This window comes from Candidatus Agathobaculum pullicola, assembly GCF_052117205.1.
Lineage (GTDB): Bacteria > Bacillota > Clostridia > Oscillospirales > Butyricicoccaceae > Agathobaculum > Agathobaculum pullicola.
Map to the genome: position 1 here is coordinate 1 of NZ_JBQKJP010000052.1, position 17,125 is coordinate 17,125.

The following is a 17,125-nucleotide window of genomic DNA, read 5'->3' on the forward strand; positions in this document are numbered from 1 at the left end:
TTTCCAAGCAGCTTGCTGTCCATAACCGCCGTTCCAACAACTTTCCCATGAGGCCTCTAGGTTGGCTTTCTCCTTTAGAGTTCACTGTCCAATATGTTTGACAAACCTACAAACAAAAAACGGCTTTTCCGAACCGTTTCCTTGATGATGCAGCCCTGACGCATCACGGACATTTGCACCCATTCCTTCATAGTATGATAGCAGTCGCCGGTGCGCCGTTTGGCCATTTGCGGTCAAAAAACGGCGCCCCACGCGGTTTCTATGAGAGGCCGCCCCGTCGGCGGCGGTCCGAGTGAATGAAAGGAGGTTTTCCGTCCATGAATCTGCGTGTCCGCATCAAAAATCCGGTGTTCTGGGTGCAGCTTTTACTGGGCGTATGCGCTACCGTACTGGCCTATGCCGGTCTGACCGCCGCGGATATGACCAGCTGGGGCGCAGTATGGGGTGTCGTCCGCAAGGCGCTGACCAATCCGTACTGTTTATTCCTGATTGCATCCAACGTCTGGAATGCGCTCAACGACCCGACCACAAGCGGTCTGACTGATTCCGACCGCGCGCGGCAGTATGAAAAGCCGCTCGAGCTGTAGAAACAGCAAAACAGGGGCGCGGACATGGTTCGCTCCCCTGTTTTGCCTTTTCCCTTAGGCAATACCGCACAATTGCAGCTTCGATGCTTTGCAGAAATTTTGTGCCCAGATTTTGTTGCGATTTCTTGCAATTCATCAAGTATTGCCGCGAAACCGTGCCGCATATGGACGCAAAATTGACACACAAATCTTTCTTGCTGAATGATGCGGTATTACCCTTATTTTTTGTACTGCGCTATGGTATGCGCAATATACGGCTGCACGTCGCCCAGCGGAATACCCAACGCAACCGCCAGCTCCCCGTGCAGCAAATCCTCCGCGCGCTTGCGGTAACGCTGATCTACCTGACTGACCCTGCGTCCATTGCGGCGGGACTTGGCGTAAACCGTCTTAATCAGCTGCGCCAGCTCCCGGCAGTCATGACTTTGCAGCACCGCCTGATAGTGCTCGCTGGCCATCCGCATACTGTGCGAGGTAAAGCCGTCCTCTTCGATGGTCGGAATGGTTCGGATCAGCTGCTCCGCCTGCGCGCGCGAGATGACCGGCCGCGTAAATACCGATGAATCAACCGGGACATAGATGGTTTCCGTTCCGGAAACGGGTGTGAGCGTGTAATACAGCTTGCCCTCCTCCGTGTCAAAGGGCGGCTTACCGACCGCCTCCACCCGGCAGGCACCGCTGGTTCCGTAAACGATAAATTCCCCCGTTTGATACATGGTACTCCTCCTTACTATGCCGAAATATGACGGCGGGCAGCGTTTTCACGCTGCCGCCTTCCGCTCTCTGATAAAATAATCATAGCACAATTTACAGGAAAATGTAAGAAAAAATTTTATTTTTTTACATACCAGTTCAGATTTTCGGCGATTTCATGCGGCAGATAAAAACAAAGATGATCCTTTACCTGCCCGTTGTACAGCAGCTCCGCGCGGTGCAGTGTCCCCTCATATCGGAACCCGCATTTCTCCAGCACGCGACGCGAAGCGGGATTGTCCGGATAGCAGGTTGCACTGATGAGATCCAGCCCCATCCTCCCAAAGCCGAAGCCCACCGCTGCACGCACCGCCTCGGTCATGTAGCCCCGTCCCCAGTAGTCCACGCCCAGCGAATACCCGAGCGAACGCGACGAGCCGTATTGCCGTGTCGAATCGGTAATCAGTCCGATAGACCCCATCAGGCGGCGATCCTCCTGTCGCTCGATTGCCCAGACGCTCGACTGGTTCAGAAATACCAGATGCAGAATATCATTCGACTCCATCAGGCTTTCGTGTGGCTTCCAGCCTGCATTGCGGCCCACCGCTTCATCCTTGGAATAGGCATACAGTGCCTCTACGTCATCCTCCCGAAAGGGGCGCAGTGTCAATCGTTCGGTCGTCAGCGTCATGGGGTGCTCCTTTCTGCCAGCAAAAGAACAAAGGGCGCAAAGCGGTCGCTTTGCGCCTTTTTCTCCGTTACTTAATGGTCATCACCTGGTCGCGCGCCGGGCCGACACCCAACATGGTGATCGGGCACTCGATGATACACTCAAGCTCGCGGATGTACGCCTGCACCGTCTGCGGCAGTTCATCAAACGAACGGCAGCCCGTGATGTCCTCGTCAAAGCCGGGGAATTCTTCGTAAACCGGCTCACAATCCACCAGATCCATGAAGTTTGCCGGGAACTCCGTGAGGGTCTGACCGTTTTTCAGCTTGTAGCCCACACAGACCTTGAGCTTTGGCAGGCCGCGCAGCGGGTCGATCTTGTTGATAACGACCTCGGTCATTCCGTTGACGCGCACAGCATAGCGCGCCACCACCGCGTCGAACCAACCGGTGCGGCGCGGACGGCCGGTCACCGTGCCGAACTCGCCGCCGGCATTACGGATATAGTCACCCGTCTCGTCAAACAGCTCGGTCGGGAACGGGCCTTCGCCCACGCGGGTGGTGTAGGACTTGAAAATACCCATAATGCTGCTCACCGCCGTCGGGCCGACGCCCGAGCCGATGCAGCAGCCGCCCGCCACCGGATGCGAGGAGGTGACGAACGGATATGTACCCATATCCAGATCCAGCAGCGTCCCCTGCGCGCCCTCGAACAGGACTTCCTTGCCCTCCTTGACCGCATTCCACGTCAGGATAGAGGTGTCGCACACATAGGGACGCAGCCGGTCGGCATACTCCCGATACTCCGCGATGACCGCGTCCGCGTCGATGGCCTTGCCGCCGTATACGCCTGTGATGACGCGGTTTTTGTGCGCGCACGCCTCGCGGATGACGGTCTCAAAGCGCTCGGCGTCGACAAAATCGTGCATGCGCACACCGCTGCGCTCGGATTTATCCATATAGGTCGGGCCGATGCCCTTCTTGGTTGTGCCGATAGCCGTGCCTTCCTTTGCCTTTTCCGCCTCGCTCAGCGCGTCCAGCTCAAGATGCCACGGCAGAATGCAGTGGCAGCGCGCGTCGATAAACAACTTGTCGGTCGAAACGCCCTTTTCGTGCAGGCCGTCGATTTCGCCCAATACCGCCTTGGGATTGACTACCACGCCCGGGCCTATCACATTCGTACAATCCGGATACAGGATGCCCGAGGGGATGAGCTGCAGCTTGTATTTGACACCGTTTGCCACGACCGTATGGCCGGCATTGTTGCCGCCCTGACTGCGGACGACCAAATCAGCCTTGCCCGCGAAAATATCAATGAACTTGCCCTTGCCTTCGTCGCCCCACTGAGCGCCGAGAATTACCTTTCCTGGCATAGGTTTTCCTTCCTTTCTGCTCTCGGACACGCTTTCAGCATGTCATACAATTAAAGTATAGCATAGCAGGCCGCGCTTTTCAATCCTGATTTGCGCCTTTTGACTTGTAAAAGCCCCCCGTCCGTTGTAAAATATCCGTGTAACGCATTGAAGGAGACGGAAAAAAATGCACTATCTGGACAATGCGGCGACGACGGCAGTGCTGCCCGAAGCGGCCGAGGCGGCCATGCACGCCATGTGCACCTGCTTTGGCAACCCGTCGAGCCTGCATAAAATGGGAATAGATGCCTCGCATCTTTTAGAGGACAGTCGGAAAACGGTAGCTTGCGCGCTCGGCTGCCTGCCGGAGGAGACCTATTTTACCTCCTGCGGCACGGAGAGCACCAACATCAGCCTGCGCGGCGCCGCGCACTTGAACCGCCATCAGAAGGGGCGCATCATCACCACCGAAATCGAGCACGCGGCAACGCTCAACACCTGCAAGCAGCTTGCCGCCGAAGGCTTTGACGTGGTGTTCCTTGCGCCGGACGAGACCGGGCACATCACGCCTGCGGCGCTTACAGACGCGCTGACCGAAGATACCGTGCTGCTGTCCTGCCAGCTGGTCAACAACGAGATCGGCACGGTGCAGCCGGTGGCCGAACTCGGCGCACTGCTCAAAGCCAAAGCACCGCGCGCGCTGTTCCACATTGACGCGGTACAGGGGCTGGCGCGTGTCAGGCTGACACCCAAGAAATGGAACTGCGATTTGATGAGCGTGTCCGGCCACAAAATCGGCGCGCCCAAGGGCATCGGCGCGCTCTATGTCAAAAAGGGGCTGCGCCTGCCGCCCCTCATGTTCGGCGGCGGACAGGAGAAAGGCATTCGCCCGGGCACCGAGCCGCTGCCGAACATCGCGGCGTTCGCCAAGGCGTGTGAAATCCGTATGGCGCACTTTGACGAGGATTTTCAGCATGTGCAGAGCCTTGCGGACTACCTGCATCAGCAGGTGGGGGCGTTTTTGCCGGAGGCAGCCTTCAACGGCGTAGGCGACATCCCGCATGTGGTCAATCTGTCCCTGCCCGGCTGCAAAAGCGAGGTCATGCTGCGCGTACTCGAGAGCGACGAGGTCTATGTTTCGAGTGGCTCGGCCTGCTCCAAGGGCAAGCAGAGCGGCGTACTCAAAGCGCTCGGTCTGCCCAAAACGCGCACGGACAGCGCGCTGCGCGTGTCCTTCTGCCCATCCAATACCACCGAAGATGTGGACGCTTTTCTTGCCGCCGCGCAAAAAGGCCGTAAAATGCTGGTTCGATGACCTTATTAAAAGGAGACGTTATGAAAGAAGTATTGCTGCTCAAATGCGGAGAGATTGTCCTGAAGGGACTCAACCGCAAAACCTTTGAAGACCGCCTGCTCAAAAACCTGTCCCGCCGCATGAAGCATGTGGCGGACTGCAATATCACCATGCGCCAGTCGGTCGTATACGTCGAAGTGCCCGAAGACGCGGACGCAGACGCGGTTATGGATTGCGCGCGCCATGTGTTTGGCTTTGCGACCATTTCGCGCGCGGCGGTCTGCCCGGAAAAGACGCTCGAAAGCGTCATTGACACCGCGCAGAGTTATCTTGCCGACCGTTTCGCGCAGGCAAAGACCTTCAAGGTCGAGACCAAGCGCGGGGACAAAAAGTTCCCGATGACCTCGACTGAAATCAGCCAGCACGTCGGCGGTGAGCTAGCCGACCGCTTCCCGGACGTGCGCCCCTACATGCACGGCCCCGACCTGACCGTCCATGTCGAAATCCGCGAAAAGTACGCCTTTGTCCACGCAGGCCCCGAACCGGGCGCGGGCGGCATGCCCATCGGCTCGAACGGTCGGGCGGCGCTGCTGCTCTCGGGCGGCATCGACAGTCCGGTGGCAGGCTGGATGATGGCCAAGCGCGGTCTGGAGCTGGTCGGCGTACACTTTTTCAGCTATCCCTATACCTCGGAACGCGCCAAGGAGAAGGTACTCGAGCTGGGCCGCAAGCTGACCGCATGGTGCGGTCGCATGAGCGTCATGGTCGTGCCGTTCACCAAAATCCAGGAGGAAATCCGTGAAAAGTGCCACGAGGAGCTATTCACGCTCATCATGCGGCGCTTTATGATGCGCATTGCCGAGCGGGTCGCGGTCGAATACGGCTGCGGCGCGCTGATTACCGGTGAATCGCTCGGTCAGGTCGCCAGCCAGACCATGCCCGCCATGGGCGTGACCGGCGCGGTGTGCGAGCTGCCCATCTTCCGTCCGTGCATCGGCATGGACAAGGAGGAAATCGTCACCATCGCCCGCAAAATCGACACATTTGAAACCTCTATTCTGCCCTATGAGGACTGCTGCACCGTGTTCACCCCCAAGCACCCGAACACCAAGCCCAAGATGCCAAAAATTCTCGAGGCCGAAAGTCATCTGGATGTAGAAAGTCTTGTGAACGAGGCGGTTGAAGGCGTAGAAATCATTCATTTGCCATAAGAAAGAAGGAAACACTTTCATGAACGCAGAACTCATTGCCGTCGGCACGGAAATCCTGCTGGGCGACATTGTCAATACGGACGCACAAGTCATCTCGCAGGGCCTGCGTGAGCTGGGCATCAATGTGTTTTACCAGACGGTCGTGGGCGACAATCCGGCGCGCCTGCGCCACGTCATAGAGACTGCGCGCGACCGCGCGGATATCATCATCACGACCGGCGGCCTCGGCCCCACGCTCGACGACCTGACCAAGGAGACGCTGGCGACCGTATTCGGCCGCAACATGGCGCTGCATCAGCCCTCGCTCGACCGCATCAAGGGCTTTTTCCAGACCATCGGCCGCGAAATGACCCCAAACAACGAAAAGCAGGCATGGCTGCCCGAGGGCTGCACGGTGTTCGTAAACGAGTGGGGCACCGCACCCGGCTGCGCGTTTGAGGCCTACGGCAAGCACGTTATCATGCTGCCCGGCCCCCCGCGCGAGTGCAACCCGATGTGGAAGCAATGCGCGATGCCGTACCTCTATAAGCTCGCGGGCGGCTGCATTGTTTCGCGCAATATCCGTATTTTTGGTCTGGGAGAAAGCAATATGGAAACCATTCTCCACGACATGATGGCGGAAAGCACCAATCCGACCATTGCACCTTACGCCAAGACCTCAGAGTGCTTTGCGCGCGTGACCGCCAAGGCAGACACGCCGGAGGCGTGCGAAAAGCTGCTTGCGCCGGTGGTCGAGAAAATCTGCGGCCTGCTGGGCGATGATGTATACGGCGTAGACGTGGACTCACTCGAGCAGGTGGTCGGCGACGGGCTGCGCGCGCGCGGCATGACCCTTGCTGTGGCGGAGAGCTGCACGGGCGGCCTGTTGTCCAAGCGCATCACCGATGTACCCGGATGCTCGGATTACTATCTTGGCGGCGTGTGCTCCTATGCAAACGAGGTCAAAATGAAGGTATTGGGCGTGAAAAAAGAGACGCTCGACACGGTCGGTGCGGTCTCGCCCGAGGTGGCCGAACAGATGGCCGAGGGCGTGGCCAAGGCGCTCGGCGCAGACGTTGGTGTGGGCATCACGGGTATTGCCGGGCCCGGCGGCGGTACGGACGAAAAGCCGGTGGGTCTGGTTTACATCAGCATCTGGTGTCGTGGAAAGCACTACACCCGTAAGATGAAATCCACCAACGGCCGCGACCGTATACGCATGCAGGCGGCATCCACTGCGCTCGATATGATTCGTCGTGACATTTTCTAAACAAATTATTGCATTTTTGTTCATTTTTTCGACATTTCCAGTCATTCCCTGTGGAAACCAAACAAAATTTTCATCAAAAAAGTCCAGCAATTGTGTAAAATTGCTGGACTTTTGTTTCCCTTTGATGTATACTATATCTAACTAAAGTGAGAGGTATCTGCCTTTATCAGGGCGAAGTGTACAAACAGTTGGAAAATTTTCGCAAAGACGCTTTATTTTGGCATTTTAGAAGTGTAAGAAGTATAAAAGGGAGAGATGCGATATGAAGAAAACCTCCGCAGCGCCGGCCTGTGAAAAGCGCAGCCAGCTTTTCTATTCGGGCAGGGACTGCCGCGCCTTTGATTATATGGGCGCCCATCCCTTTGAACAGGACGGCGAGCCCGGCTACCTGTTCCGGGTATACGCCCCCGAAGCGGAAAAGGTTTCGGTCATGGGCGAGTTCAACGGCTGGAACCGCGATGTAGACTACATGACGCGGGACGAGCAGGGCATCTGGGAAAAATTCATTCCGCATGTTTCCGAATACGCGGCATATAAGTATAGTGTATGGGCAAAATCGGGCGACGTGTTTGACAAGTCCGACCCGTACGGCTTCCACAGCGAAACCCGTCCCGGCAATGCCTCCAAGGTTTATGACATCGAAGGCTACGAGTGGAACGACGCATCGTGGATGGACTGGCGTAAGGGCCATCTGCCCTATTCCAGCCCGGTCAACATCTATGAATGTCATCTCGGGTCGTGGAAAGTACATGAGGACGGCAACTTCTATTCCTACCGTCAGCTTGCGGACGAGCTGGTGCCCTATGTGAAGGAAATGGGCTACACGCACATCGAGGTCATGCCGCTGACTGAGTATCCGTTCGACGGCTCGTGGGGCTATCAGGTCATCGGCTACTTTGCCGCGACCAGCCGCTACGGCACGCCCAAGGACCTGATGTACTTCATCGACAAGGCGCATCAGGCCGGCCTTGGCGTCATCATGGACTGGGTGCCCGCGCACTTCCCCAAGGACGGCTGCGGTCTGGTCGAGTTTGACGGTTCTTACCTCTACGAATATGCCGATCCGCTCAAGATGGAGCATAAGGAATGGGGCACGCGCGTGTTCGACTACGGCAAAACTTCGACGCGCAACCTGCTGTTCTCCTCGGCCATGTTCTGGATCGAGAAGTTCCACATGGACGGACTGCGCGTGGATGCGGTTGCCTCCATGCTTTATCTCGACTACAACCGCCAGAACGAATGGCGTCCCAACATCCACGGCGGACGCGAGAACCTCGAAGCGATCGACTTTTTACGCCTGCTCAATGAATATATCCTAACCGACCATCCGGATGTCATGATGATCGCGGAGGAATCCACCGCATGGCCGATGGTGACCAAGCCCGGTTATGACGGCGGCCTCGGCTTCAACTTCAAGTGGAACATGGGCTGGATGAACGATATGCTGTGCTACTGCTCGGCCGACCCGTTCTTCCGCAAGGACATGCACGACAAAATCACCTTCTCGTTCATGTACGCGTTCTCAGAAAACTACATCCTGCCGCTTTCGCACGATGAAGTCGTGCATGGCAAATGCTCGCTGATCGGCAAAATGCCGCCCCCGTACGAAAACCAGTTTGGCGGCCTGCGCGCATTGTACGGTTACATGACCGCTCATCCGGGTAAAAAAATGCTGTTCATGGGCGGCGAGTTCGCCCAGTTCTCCGAATGGGCCTACCAGCGCGGACTGGACTGGATGCTGCTCGACTATCCCGCACATAAGCAAATGCAGACCTATGTCAAGGCGCTCAACCATTTCTATCTGGAAACCCCACAGCTGTGGGAGCAGGATACCGACTGGCGCGGCTTCGAGTGGATCAGCCACGAGGACAATCGCAACAACATCATCGCCTTCCGCCGCATCGCCAAGGATGGCAGCGATATCGTAGCTGTTGTCAACTTCTCTCCGGAGGTGCAGGAGAATTACCGCATCGGTGTGCCGATTTCCGGAACATATGAGGAGGTTTTCTCCTCGGACAAGGCCGAGTTCGGCGGCAGCGGCATGGCAAACGGCAAGGTAAGAACCGACAGCAAAAAGCCTATGCACGGGCAGGAGCAATCCATCAATATTCACATTCCGCGCTTTGGCGTACTGTTCTTCAAGGGCAAGCCCCGCGCCAAGCGCCGCACCAAGGCCGAAATTGAAGCGGCGAAAAAGGCCGCGGCAGCTAAGGCGGCCAAGTCTGCCAAAGGGGGCCGCGCATCCACCAAGGCCGTTTCCAAAACGGGTACACGCGCGGTGACCAAGACCGGAACGAAGGCCGTGGCCAAAACCGGAGAAAAAGCGGTCGCAAAGACCGGCACGAAAGCAATCACCAAGACCGGAGAAAAGGCGGTGGTTCAGGCAAACGATGCCGGCAAGCAGGATTCTTAAAAGGGGACACGCCGAAAACGGCGTAAAAAATACATAAACGGCAAAAAGGAGAGTTCATCAATGTATCGGAAAAAAGAATGCGTAGCCATGCTGCTCGCAGGCGGTCAGGGCAGCCGCCTTTATGTATTGACCAAAAAGGTCGCCAAGCCCGCGGTGCCGTTCGGCGGCAAGTACCGTATCATCGATTTCCCGCTTTCCAACTGCGTCAACTCGGGCATTGACACGGTCGGCGTATTGACCCAGTACGAGCCGCACGTGCTCAACGCTTATATCGGCTCCGGCCAGACTTGGGATCTCGACCGTCTGCGCGGCGGCGTTTACGTCCTGCCGCCGTACCAGAAGGGCAAAACCTCCGAGTGGTACAAGGGAACCGCCAACGCCATCTACCAGAACATCCAGTTTATTGACGATTACGACCCCGAATATGTTCTGATTCTGTCGGGCGACCATATCTACAAGATGAACTACAACAAGATGCTCCAGAAGCACAAGGAAACCGGTGCGGACGCGACCATCGCCGTGCTCGATGTGCCGCTCACCGAGGCGTCCCGCTTCGGCATCATGAACTGCAAGCCGGACGGCACGATCTACGAATTCGAGGAGAAGCCCAAGAACCCGAAGTCCACACTCGCATCCATGGGCATTTATATCTTCTCCTGGAAGAAGCTGCGCCAATATCTGATTGATGACGAGGAAAACGCTAAGTCCTCCAACGACTTCGGCAAGGACATCATTCCTGCAATGCTGGGCAATGGCGAAAAGCTGGTTTCCTACCGTTTCGAGGGCTATTGGAAGGATGTCGGCACAATCGAAAGCCTGTGGGAGGCCAACATGGATCTGCTTAGCCCGAATTCCGGTCTGAATCTGTCGGATGACAGCTGGAAAATCTACGGCCGCACCACCGGCTCTCCCCCGCACTTCACCGCTAAGAATGCCTCTGTCAAGCACACGCTGCTTTCCGAGGGCTGCGAGATCGCGGGCGAGGTTTCCGAATCCGTCCTGTTCTCGGATGTCAAGATCGGAAAGGGCGCTAAGGTGGAATACTCCATCCTGATGCCGGGCGCAGTCATCGAGGAAGGCGCCACCGTGCGTTACTCCATTATTGCGGAAAATGCCGTCATCGCCAAGGATGCGATTGTGGGCGGCAGCCCGTCGGACGGCGATGTGGATAAGTGGGGCGTGGCCGTTGTCGCGGAAGGTGTGCGTATTGGCCGCGGCGCAAAGCTGGCCGCAAAAGAAATGGCAGATGAAGACCTGCCGGATGTAAAGTAAGGGGGCGGAAATGATGAACAGTGTTTTAGGCATCATCATCGCATTTGATAACGACAACGATCTGCGCGAGATCACCGAACACCGTACCGTCGGCGCGGTGCAGTGGGGCGGTCGCTACCGCATCATCGATTTCATGCTGTCGAACATGGTAAACAGCGGCATTTATCGCGTAGGCGTACTGATGAAGGACAAATACCAGTCCCTCATCGACCACATCGGCAACGCCAAGGACTGGGATCTGTCCCGCAAAAACTCGGGCGTGACGCTGCTGCCGCCGTATTCCTATTCCAAGAAAGCGTCTCCGCTGATGACGGGCGAATACCGCGGCAAGATTGACGCGCTGGCCGGCGCAGTTGACTTTCTGCAGAAGAACAAGGCGGATTTTGTGGTAATCGCGGACGGAGACATCGTCGGCAACATCCCGCTGGACGATGTCATCGATCGCCACATCAAGTCAGGCGCCGACCTGACCATGGTATGCACCAAGAAACAGAAGGACTCTCCGTTCACCACCTATGTGGAGCTCAACCGCAAAAAGGAGGCTGTAGACATCCGTGTCGGTGACTCCAACGAGGGAAAATGCAAACATATTGCGCTGGGTGTGTATGTCATGAGCCGCCAATACCTCATCCATATGCTGTCCGACTGCGTCACACACAACTGTATCCACTTCGAGCGTGAGTTCCTGTCGCGCGCACTGATTGACGGCACCGTCGCAGGCTACCTGTTCAACGAATACGCCATCAAAATCGAAGATACGTTCGACTACTTCCGCTCCAACATGGATATGCTGGACAAGGATGTGCGCGACGAGGTATTCCTGCGCACCCGCCCGATTCTGACCCGCATCAAGGACGAAGCGCCCGCCTACTACGGCGACAAGGCCGTTGTGGAGGACAGCCTTATCGCAGACGGCTGCCGCATCGAGGGCACAGTGAAAAACTGTGTGCTGTTCCGCGACGTGGTTGTCGAAAAGGGCGCGGAAATCCGCGACTGTATCATCATGGAAGGCGGTCGCATCCTTGCGGATGCTTCTCTGCGCCATGTCATCACCGACCGCAACGTCGTCATCCGCGACGGACGCACCATGATGGGACACGAGAACTACCCCATTACGATCTCCAAAAACGCAACCGTTTGATAAAAATATGTTAAATTCGCTGCAAATGAGCGAAAAACACAAGCTGAAAGCATGAGATGTTCGTGGAAAATCCCTATTTTGCAGGGAGGAAGAATCTAGTATAATAAAGACAGACAGGTGCGGAAGCGGAAGCTCTGTTTCCGCGCCTCCTACTGGGGAGGCTCGGTTGTTATGAAAATTATGTATGTTACCAGCGAATGTGCCCCGTTCGTCAAAACCGGTGGCCTGGGCGACGTTGCCGGCTCATTGCCCAAGGCTCTTGCCGCAAAGGGACACGATGTGCGCGTATTCTGCCCGCTGTATTCCACTATCGGGCAGGAGTGGCGCGAAAAGTTCTACTACTTAAAGAATGCCTATGTCCGTTTGGGCTGGCGCAATCAGTACTGCGGCATTTTCCGTTATGAAGCGGACGGCGTCATCTATTACTTCATTGACAACGAATATTATTTTTCCCGCAGCCAGGTTTACGGTGAGTATGACGATGCGGAACGTTTTGCCTACTACTCCAAGGCGGTGCTCGAGGTGCTGCCCGACTTGGATTGGCGTCCGGACGTCATCAACTGCAACGACTGGCAGACCGCACTCGTACCCGTGTACTACAACCTGATGTTCTCCTCCCGCCCGTTCTATGAGAACATCAAGACCGTGTTCACCATCCACAACATCCAGTATCAGGGCCGCTATGGCCGCGAAATTCTCGAGTATGTGCTCGGTATCGACGACGCGCACTTCCGCTCGGGCTTCATGGCGATGGACGGCGACGTCAACCTGATGAAGGCGGCCATTGTAGCATCCACCGCAGTGACTACGGTTTCGCCCACCTATGCGGGTGAAATCCAGACCGAATACTATGGCTACCGGCTCGATTCCGTGCTGCGCATGAACAGCTACAAGCTGCACGGCATCCTAAACGGCATCGACATGGATGCCTTCAATCCGCAAACCGATCCCAAGATTTTCAAGAACTACGGCCCGAACAATCCGGATGATAAAAAGGTCAACAAGCTTGAGCTTTTAAAGCTGTGCGGTATTGAGGGTGACGAAAATACGCCGGTCATCGGTATGGTTACCCGCTTTGTCGACCAGAAGGGGCTTGACCTAATCGAAGCCGTACTGCACGATATCCTCTCTGACGACCTGCGCCTGATCGTACTGGGCAAGGGCGACTGGCGGTATGAGCAGATGTTCCTGGAGGCCAAGCGCCGCTATCCGAACAACATTTCGGCATCCATCATGTTCTCGGGCGATCTGGCAAACCGCATTTACGCGGGTGCGGATATGTTCCTGATGCCCTCCAAGTTCGAGCCTTGCGGTTTGGCGCAGATGATTGCACTGCGCTATGGCACGATTCCGATTGTGCGCGAAACCGGCGGCCTGAAGGACACCGTGCAAGCCTTCGTCGATTACGCAGGCACGGGCAACGGCTTTACTTTTGCCAGCTATAATGCACATGACATGCTGCATGTCATCCGGGAAGCCTGCGGCGTATTCCGCTATAACAAGCCCGCGTGGAAAAAGCTGATGTTGCAGGGTATGCAAAGTGATTTCAGTTGGGGCAGCTCGGCAGACAAATATATCGAGGTTTATCATTCTGCCCTTGGTTGGTAAGACCAATTCAGCAAATTAAGTGAGGAGACAAGAGAGACCATGTCAAAGAATCAGTATACAAAGACCGCTTTGAAGGAGGCCATTGCAGGTAAGCTGCAGCGCCACTTCGGCCGCGAGGTTGCAGATGCCTCGAAGGAACAGATTTACGAGGCCTGCGCGCTCGTCGTGCGCGACGCGCTCACCGAGCATATGATTGAGACCCAGAACGAGGTTGAAAAGTACGGAGAGCGACAAGTGCACTATCTGTGCATGGAATTTCTTGTGGGCCGCAGCCTGCGCAACAACGCCTACAATCTGGGCATCCTGCCCGCACTGACTGAGGCGCTCAAGGATATGGGCTATGAAATGGCCGATATCTTCGAGGAAGAAGCCGACCCCGGTCTGGGCAATGGCGGTCTGGGCCGTCTGGCAGCCTGCTATATGGATGGCATGGCTACCGTTGGCGTGCGCGGCACCGGCTACTCCATCCGTTATGAGCACGGTATCTTCAAGCAGAAAATCGAGGACGGCCAGCAGGTTGAGCTGCCCGACTCTTGGCTCGCTTCCGGCGATGTTTGGCATATCCCCGCGATGGACGACACGCGCGAGGTCAAAATCGGCGGCACGGTCAACACCTATTTCAACGATCAGGGCAAGCTGATTGTCGAATACAATGACTATACGCCGGTTCTGGCTGTTCCGTACGACATGCCGATTTCCGGCTATGATACCAACAACATCGCCTGCCTGCGCCTGTGGGAAGCCAAAAGCCCGATTGCGCTGGATATGAAGCTGTTCTCCTCGGGCGAATACCTCAAGGCGCTCGAGAAACACGCGATGGCGGAAACCATTTCGATGGTGCTGTATCCGGAGGATAACCACCGCGAAGGCCAGTCCCTGCGTCTCAAGCAGCAGTACTTCCTCGTGTCCGCCACCTTGCAGGATATCTGCGCCAAGCACAAGGCCAAGTACGGCACGCTGGCAAACTTTGCGCACAAGCATGTGCTGCACATTAACGACACCCATCCGACGCTGGTCATCCCTGAACTCATGCGCATCCTGATGGACGAGAACGACATGAGCTGGGAGAACGCATGGAACATCACCAGCCAGTCGGTCGCGTACACCAACCACACGGTTATGCCCGAGGCACTCGAGTGCTGGCCGGTATCGCTGGTGCAGGAGCTGATGCCCCGCGTCATGCAGATTATCTATGAAATCAATGAGCGGTTCTGCAAAGAGTTGTGGAATTATTTCCCCAACGACTTCCAGAAGATTTCCAAGCTGGCTATCGTGTCGGATAACACCGTTCGCATGGCGCATCTGGCAATCGCAGGCTCGTTCTCCATCAACGGCGTTTCCGCGCTGCACTCCGAAATCCTCAAGGACCGCGTATTCAACGATTTCTACAAGATTTACTCTTCCAAGTTCTGCAACGTTACCAACGGCATTGCACACCGTCGCTGGCTGTGCGAGGCAAATCCGGAGCTTGCCGAACTGATTGAGAGCAAGATCGGCAAGGGTTACCGCAAGCATCCGTCCGAGCTGCAGGTGCTCGCCAACTATGGCGGCGACAAGGCTCTGCTTCAGCGTCTGGGCGAGATTAAGCGCAACAACAAGCAGCGTTTGGCGGACTATATCAAGGTGCATAACGGCATCGAAGTCAATATGGACTCGATCTTTGACGTACAGGTCAAGCGTCTGCACGAATACAAGCGCCAGATGCTCAATATCCTGCATATTATCTCGCTCTATCACAAGCTGAAGGATAATCCGAGCATGGACTTCGTGCCGCGCACGTTCATCTTCGGCTCCAAGGCCGCGCCGGGCTATGCGGTGGCGAAAAAGACCATTCGTTTGATTAACTCCATTGCCAACATGATCAACAACGATCCGGATATCGGCGACAAGCTCAAGGTCGTATTCATCGAGGACTATAAGGTATCGCTGGCCGAGATGATTATGCCGGCGGCTGAGGTCTCCGAGCAAATCTCCATCGCGGGCAAGGAAGCATCCGGTACGGGTAACATGAAGTTCATGATGAACGGCGCGCTCACCATCGGCACGATGGACGGCGCAAATGTTGAAATCTGCGAGGCAGTGGGCCGTGAGAACATCTTCATCTTCGGCATGGAGACTCCCGAGGCTGAGGCTCTGGCGGCATCCGGCAACTATGAGCCGATGCTGATTTACCAGAACGATCCGGTTATCAAGCGCGTGCTTGACCATATGATTCACGGCTTTGGCGACGGCGTTGACTACACCGATTTGGCCAACCTGCTGCTGCACGGCGGCAACGGCGGCCCGGCAGACCGTTATATGAGCCTGAAGGACTTCTCCTCCTACGCAATCGCGCAGGAGCGCGTCAGCGAGATGTACCGCCATGCGGAGAATTGGAACTATATGTCGCTGATGAACATTGCAAACTCCGGCCGCTTTGCGTCCGACCGCTCGGTTGCTGAGTATGCACAGAACATTTGGCGTGTAAAAACCAACTTTGCATTTTAAAAACTTCAATGGAAGCATACAGCTTCCATCGAGTTTAGGACGCACCGCGCGCTGCGTGGATGCGTCCTCAGCGAGAAAAGTTCCGATACACGAAACTTTCCTTTGCTCTTGTATAAAAAGCCCGGCTTAGCCGGGCTTTTTATGATTTTCGGTCAGGATTTCCCAAAAATTCATTGCATACGTGCCTTACGGCGCGAAAAAAGGACGCTTTAAAGCGTCCTTTTCATTTTCCTTATTCTCAGCCCAGCAGTCCCAGATGCTCCAGCAGGATTTTGAGGCCCATCAGGATGAGCACCACGCCGCCGAACAATTCCGCGCGCGACTTGTACTTTGCGCCGAACACATGCCCGACCTTGACACCCACACAGGACAGCGCAAATGTTGTGCAGCCGATCAGACTGACCGCGGGAATGATTTCCACCTGCAAAAACGCAAACGTCACACCGACGGCCAGCGCGTCAATACTGGTCGCAACGGCCAGCGGCAGCATCGTGGCAAAGGAAAACGAATCGCTGAGGTTTTCCTCGTCGGTGCCCCGCGACTCGCGCACCATATTGCCGCCGATGAGCGCCAGCAGCACAAACGCGATCCAGTGGTCAACGCTGGTAATCAGCGTTTGAAAGCGCACGCCCAACGCGAACCCCAAAAGCGGCATCAGCGCCTGAAAGCCGCCAAAATACGCACCCGTGATAAGCGCATGCCGCGCACGTAATGTGCGCACGCTCAATCCCTTGCAGATGGAGACCGCAAAGGCATCCATCGACAGACCGACGGCAATGATAAATAACTCCAGTAAACCCATTTCCTTTTCCTCCTTGTCGTTAGCAGCGCCGAACGGGCATAAAAAAAGAGACCCATCCGCCGTAAAACAGATAAGTCTCGTCATTTCATGCAGAACCAGAGGAGCGTCCTCCCCAGTATGTTGGCCCTACCGCGCGGAATGGAACAAGTCCGCGCCGACTACTCCCTTATTACCGCCTATGATACCATATGCAGCGAATAAAGTCAATATCACTCGGACAAACCCACGCACAGGGCTTGTAGGAGTACAATACATCTTGGACAGTTGAATAAAAAAGGGATGAAGGATAAGGCCTCATCGGTTAAAGTTGAGTTGCTACACTTAACTTGACGAGAGGGGGCCATATC

13 protein-coding genes are annotated in these 17,125 nt (G+C 56.0%); 9 read left to right on the top strand and 4 right to left on the bottom strand.

From position 1 onward, the window contains the following. The first annotated feature begins 317 nt into the window (after positions 1-317). Complete coding sequence (locus ACTQ3V_RS13630) at positions 318-587, top strand: phage holin (protein WP_441468002.1); 270 nt, start codon at positions 318-320, stop codon at positions 585-587. A gap of 218 nt (positions 588-805) precedes the next feature. On the opposite strand, the gene ACTQ3V_RS13635 is transcribed toward ACTQ3V_RS13630, so the two are convergent. The 3 genes from ACTQ3V_RS13635 to ACTQ3V_RS13645 form a co-directional block, all read right to left on the bottom strand. Further along, positions 806-1,303, bottom strand: a complete 498-nt coding sequence (locus ACTQ3V_RS13635) for a CarD family transcriptional regulator (RefSeq protein ID WP_441468003.1) — start codon at positions 1,301-1,303, stop codon at positions 806-808. A 116-nt stretch (positions 1,304-1,419) separates the two neighbouring features. Next, positions 1,420-1,971: a GNAT family N-acetyltransferase gene (locus tag ACTQ3V_RS13640; protein ID WP_441468004.1), complete on the bottom strand. Its 552-nt coding sequence runs from the start codon at positions 1,969-1,971 to the stop codon at positions 1,420-1,422. 67 nt (positions 1,972-2,038) lie between these two features. After that, a complete protein-coding gene (locus ACTQ3V_RS13645) occupies positions 2,039-3,322 on the bottom strand; it encodes an adenylosuccinate synthase (protein ID WP_441468005.1) in 1,284 nt (427 codons plus the stop codon). Between the two features lie 166 nt (positions 3,323-3,488). Here ACTQ3V_RS13645 and ACTQ3V_RS13650 point away from each other — a divergent pair, with 166 nt between their 5' ends. From ACTQ3V_RS13650 to ACTQ3V_RS13685, 8 genes are all read left to right on the top strand, one after another. Beyond that, positions 3,489-4,616 carry a cysteine desulfurase family protein gene (locus ACTQ3V_RS13650; RefSeq protein WP_441468006.1) on the top strand — a complete coding sequence of 376 codons (1,128 nt, stop codon included), beginning with the start codon at positions 3,489-3,491 and terminating at the stop codon, positions 4,614-4,616. 20 nt (positions 4,617-4,636) lie between these two features. Next, entirely contained in the window at positions 4,637-5,806 is a 1,170-nt protein-coding gene (thiI, locus tag ACTQ3V_RS13655; protein ID WP_441468007.1) for a tRNA uracil 4-sulfurtransferase ThiI, read from the top strand. Between the two features lie 19 nt (positions 5,807-5,825). Next, positions 5,826-7,055, top strand: coding sequence for a competence/damage-inducible protein A (locus tag ACTQ3V_RS13660; protein WP_441468008.1), 1,230 nt, complete (start codon positions 5,826-5,828; stop codon positions 7,053-7,055). Between the two features lie 262 nt (positions 7,056-7,317). Continuing rightward, positions 7,318-9,468: a 1,4-alpha-glucan branching protein GlgB gene (gene glgB, locus ACTQ3V_RS13665; protein WP_441468009.1), complete on the top strand. Its 2,151-nt coding sequence runs from the start codon at positions 7,318-7,320 to the stop codon at positions 9,466-9,468. 60 nt (positions 9,469-9,528) lie between these two features. Next, a complete protein-coding gene (locus tag ACTQ3V_RS13670; protein ID WP_441468010.1) occupies positions 9,529-10,740 on the top strand; it encodes a glucose-1-phosphate adenylyltransferase in 1,212 nt (403 codons plus the stop codon). Positions 10,741-10,753: 13 nt separating this feature from the next. After that, positions 10,754-11,881, top strand: a complete 1,128-nt coding sequence (gene glgD, locus ACTQ3V_RS13675; RefSeq protein WP_441468011.1) for a glucose-1-phosphate adenylyltransferase subunit GlgD — start codon at positions 10,754-10,756, stop codon at positions 11,879-11,881. Positions 11,882-12,052: 171 nt separating this feature from the next. Continuing rightward, positions 12,053-13,489 carry a glycogen synthase GlgA gene (gene glgA, locus ACTQ3V_RS13680; RefSeq protein ID WP_441468012.1) on the top strand — a complete coding sequence of 479 codons (1,437 nt, stop codon included), beginning with the start codon at positions 12,053-12,055 and terminating at the stop codon, positions 13,487-13,489. Between the two features lie 39 nt (positions 13,490-13,528). Next, a complete protein-coding gene (locus tag ACTQ3V_RS13685; RefSeq protein ID WP_441468013.1) occupies positions 13,529-15,976 on the top strand; it encodes a glycogen/starch/alpha-glucan phosphorylase in 2,448 nt (815 codons plus the stop codon). Positions 15,977-16,214: 238 nt separating this feature from the next. On the opposite strand, the gene ACTQ3V_RS13690 is transcribed toward ACTQ3V_RS13685, so the two are convergent. Next, the gene (locus ACTQ3V_RS13690) at positions 16,215-16,778 is read right to left on the bottom strand and encodes a manganese efflux pump MntP (RefSeq protein WP_441468014.1); all 564 of its coding nucleotides are present in this window, start codon (positions 16,776-16,778) and stop codon (positions 16,215-16,217) included. Positions 16,779-17,125 lie beyond the last annotated feature (347 nt).

Excerpts from the sequence above, each read along its gene's own strand:
- ACTQ3V_RS13630 (WP_441468002.1), top strand. The coding sequence starts at position 318 with ATGAATCTGCGTGTCCGCATCAAAAATCCGGTGTTCTGGGTGCAGCTT.
- ACTQ3V_RS13635 (WP_441468003.1), bottom strand. The coding sequence starts at position 1,303 with ATGTATCAAACGGGGGAATTTATCGTTTACGGAACCAGCGGTGCCTGC.
- ACTQ3V_RS13640 (WP_441468004.1), bottom strand. The coding sequence starts at position 1,971 with ATGACGCTGACGACCGAACGATTGACACTGCGCCCCTTTCGGGAGGAT.
- ACTQ3V_RS13645 (WP_441468005.1), bottom strand. The coding sequence starts at position 3,322 with ATGCCAGGAAAGGTAATTCTCGGCGCTCAGTGGGGCGACGAAGGCAAG.
- ACTQ3V_RS13650 (WP_441468006.1), top strand. The coding sequence starts at position 3,489 with ATGCACTATCTGGACAATGCGGCGACGACGGCAGTGCTGCCCGAAGCG.
- thiI (WP_441468007.1), top strand. The coding sequence starts at position 4,637 with ATGAAAGAAGTATTGCTGCTCAAATGCGGAGAGATTGTCCTGAAGGGA.
- ACTQ3V_RS13660 (WP_441468008.1), top strand. The coding sequence starts at position 5,826 with ATGAACGCAGAACTCATTGCCGTCGGCACGGAAATCCTGCTGGGCGAC.
- glgB (WP_441468009.1), top strand. The coding sequence starts at position 7,318 with ATGAAGAAAACCTCCGCAGCGCCGGCCTGTGAAAAGCGCAGCCAGCTT.
- ACTQ3V_RS13670 (WP_441468010.1), top strand. The coding sequence starts at position 9,529 with ATGTATCGGAAAAAAGAATGCGTAGCCATGCTGCTCGCAGGCGGTCAG.
- glgD (WP_441468011.1), top strand. The coding sequence starts at position 10,754 with ATGAACAGTGTTTTAGGCATCATCATCGCATTTGATAACGACAACGAT.
- glgA (WP_441468012.1), top strand. The coding sequence starts at position 12,053 with ATGAAAATTATGTATGTTACCAGCGAATGTGCCCCGTTCGTCAAAACC.
- ACTQ3V_RS13685 (WP_441468013.1), top strand. The coding sequence starts at position 13,529 with ATGTCAAAGAATCAGTATACAAAGACCGCTTTGAAGGAGGCCATTGCA.
- ACTQ3V_RS13690 (WP_441468014.1), bottom strand. The coding sequence starts at position 16,778 with ATGGGTTTACTGGAGTTATTTATCATTGCCGTCGGTCTGTCGATGGAT.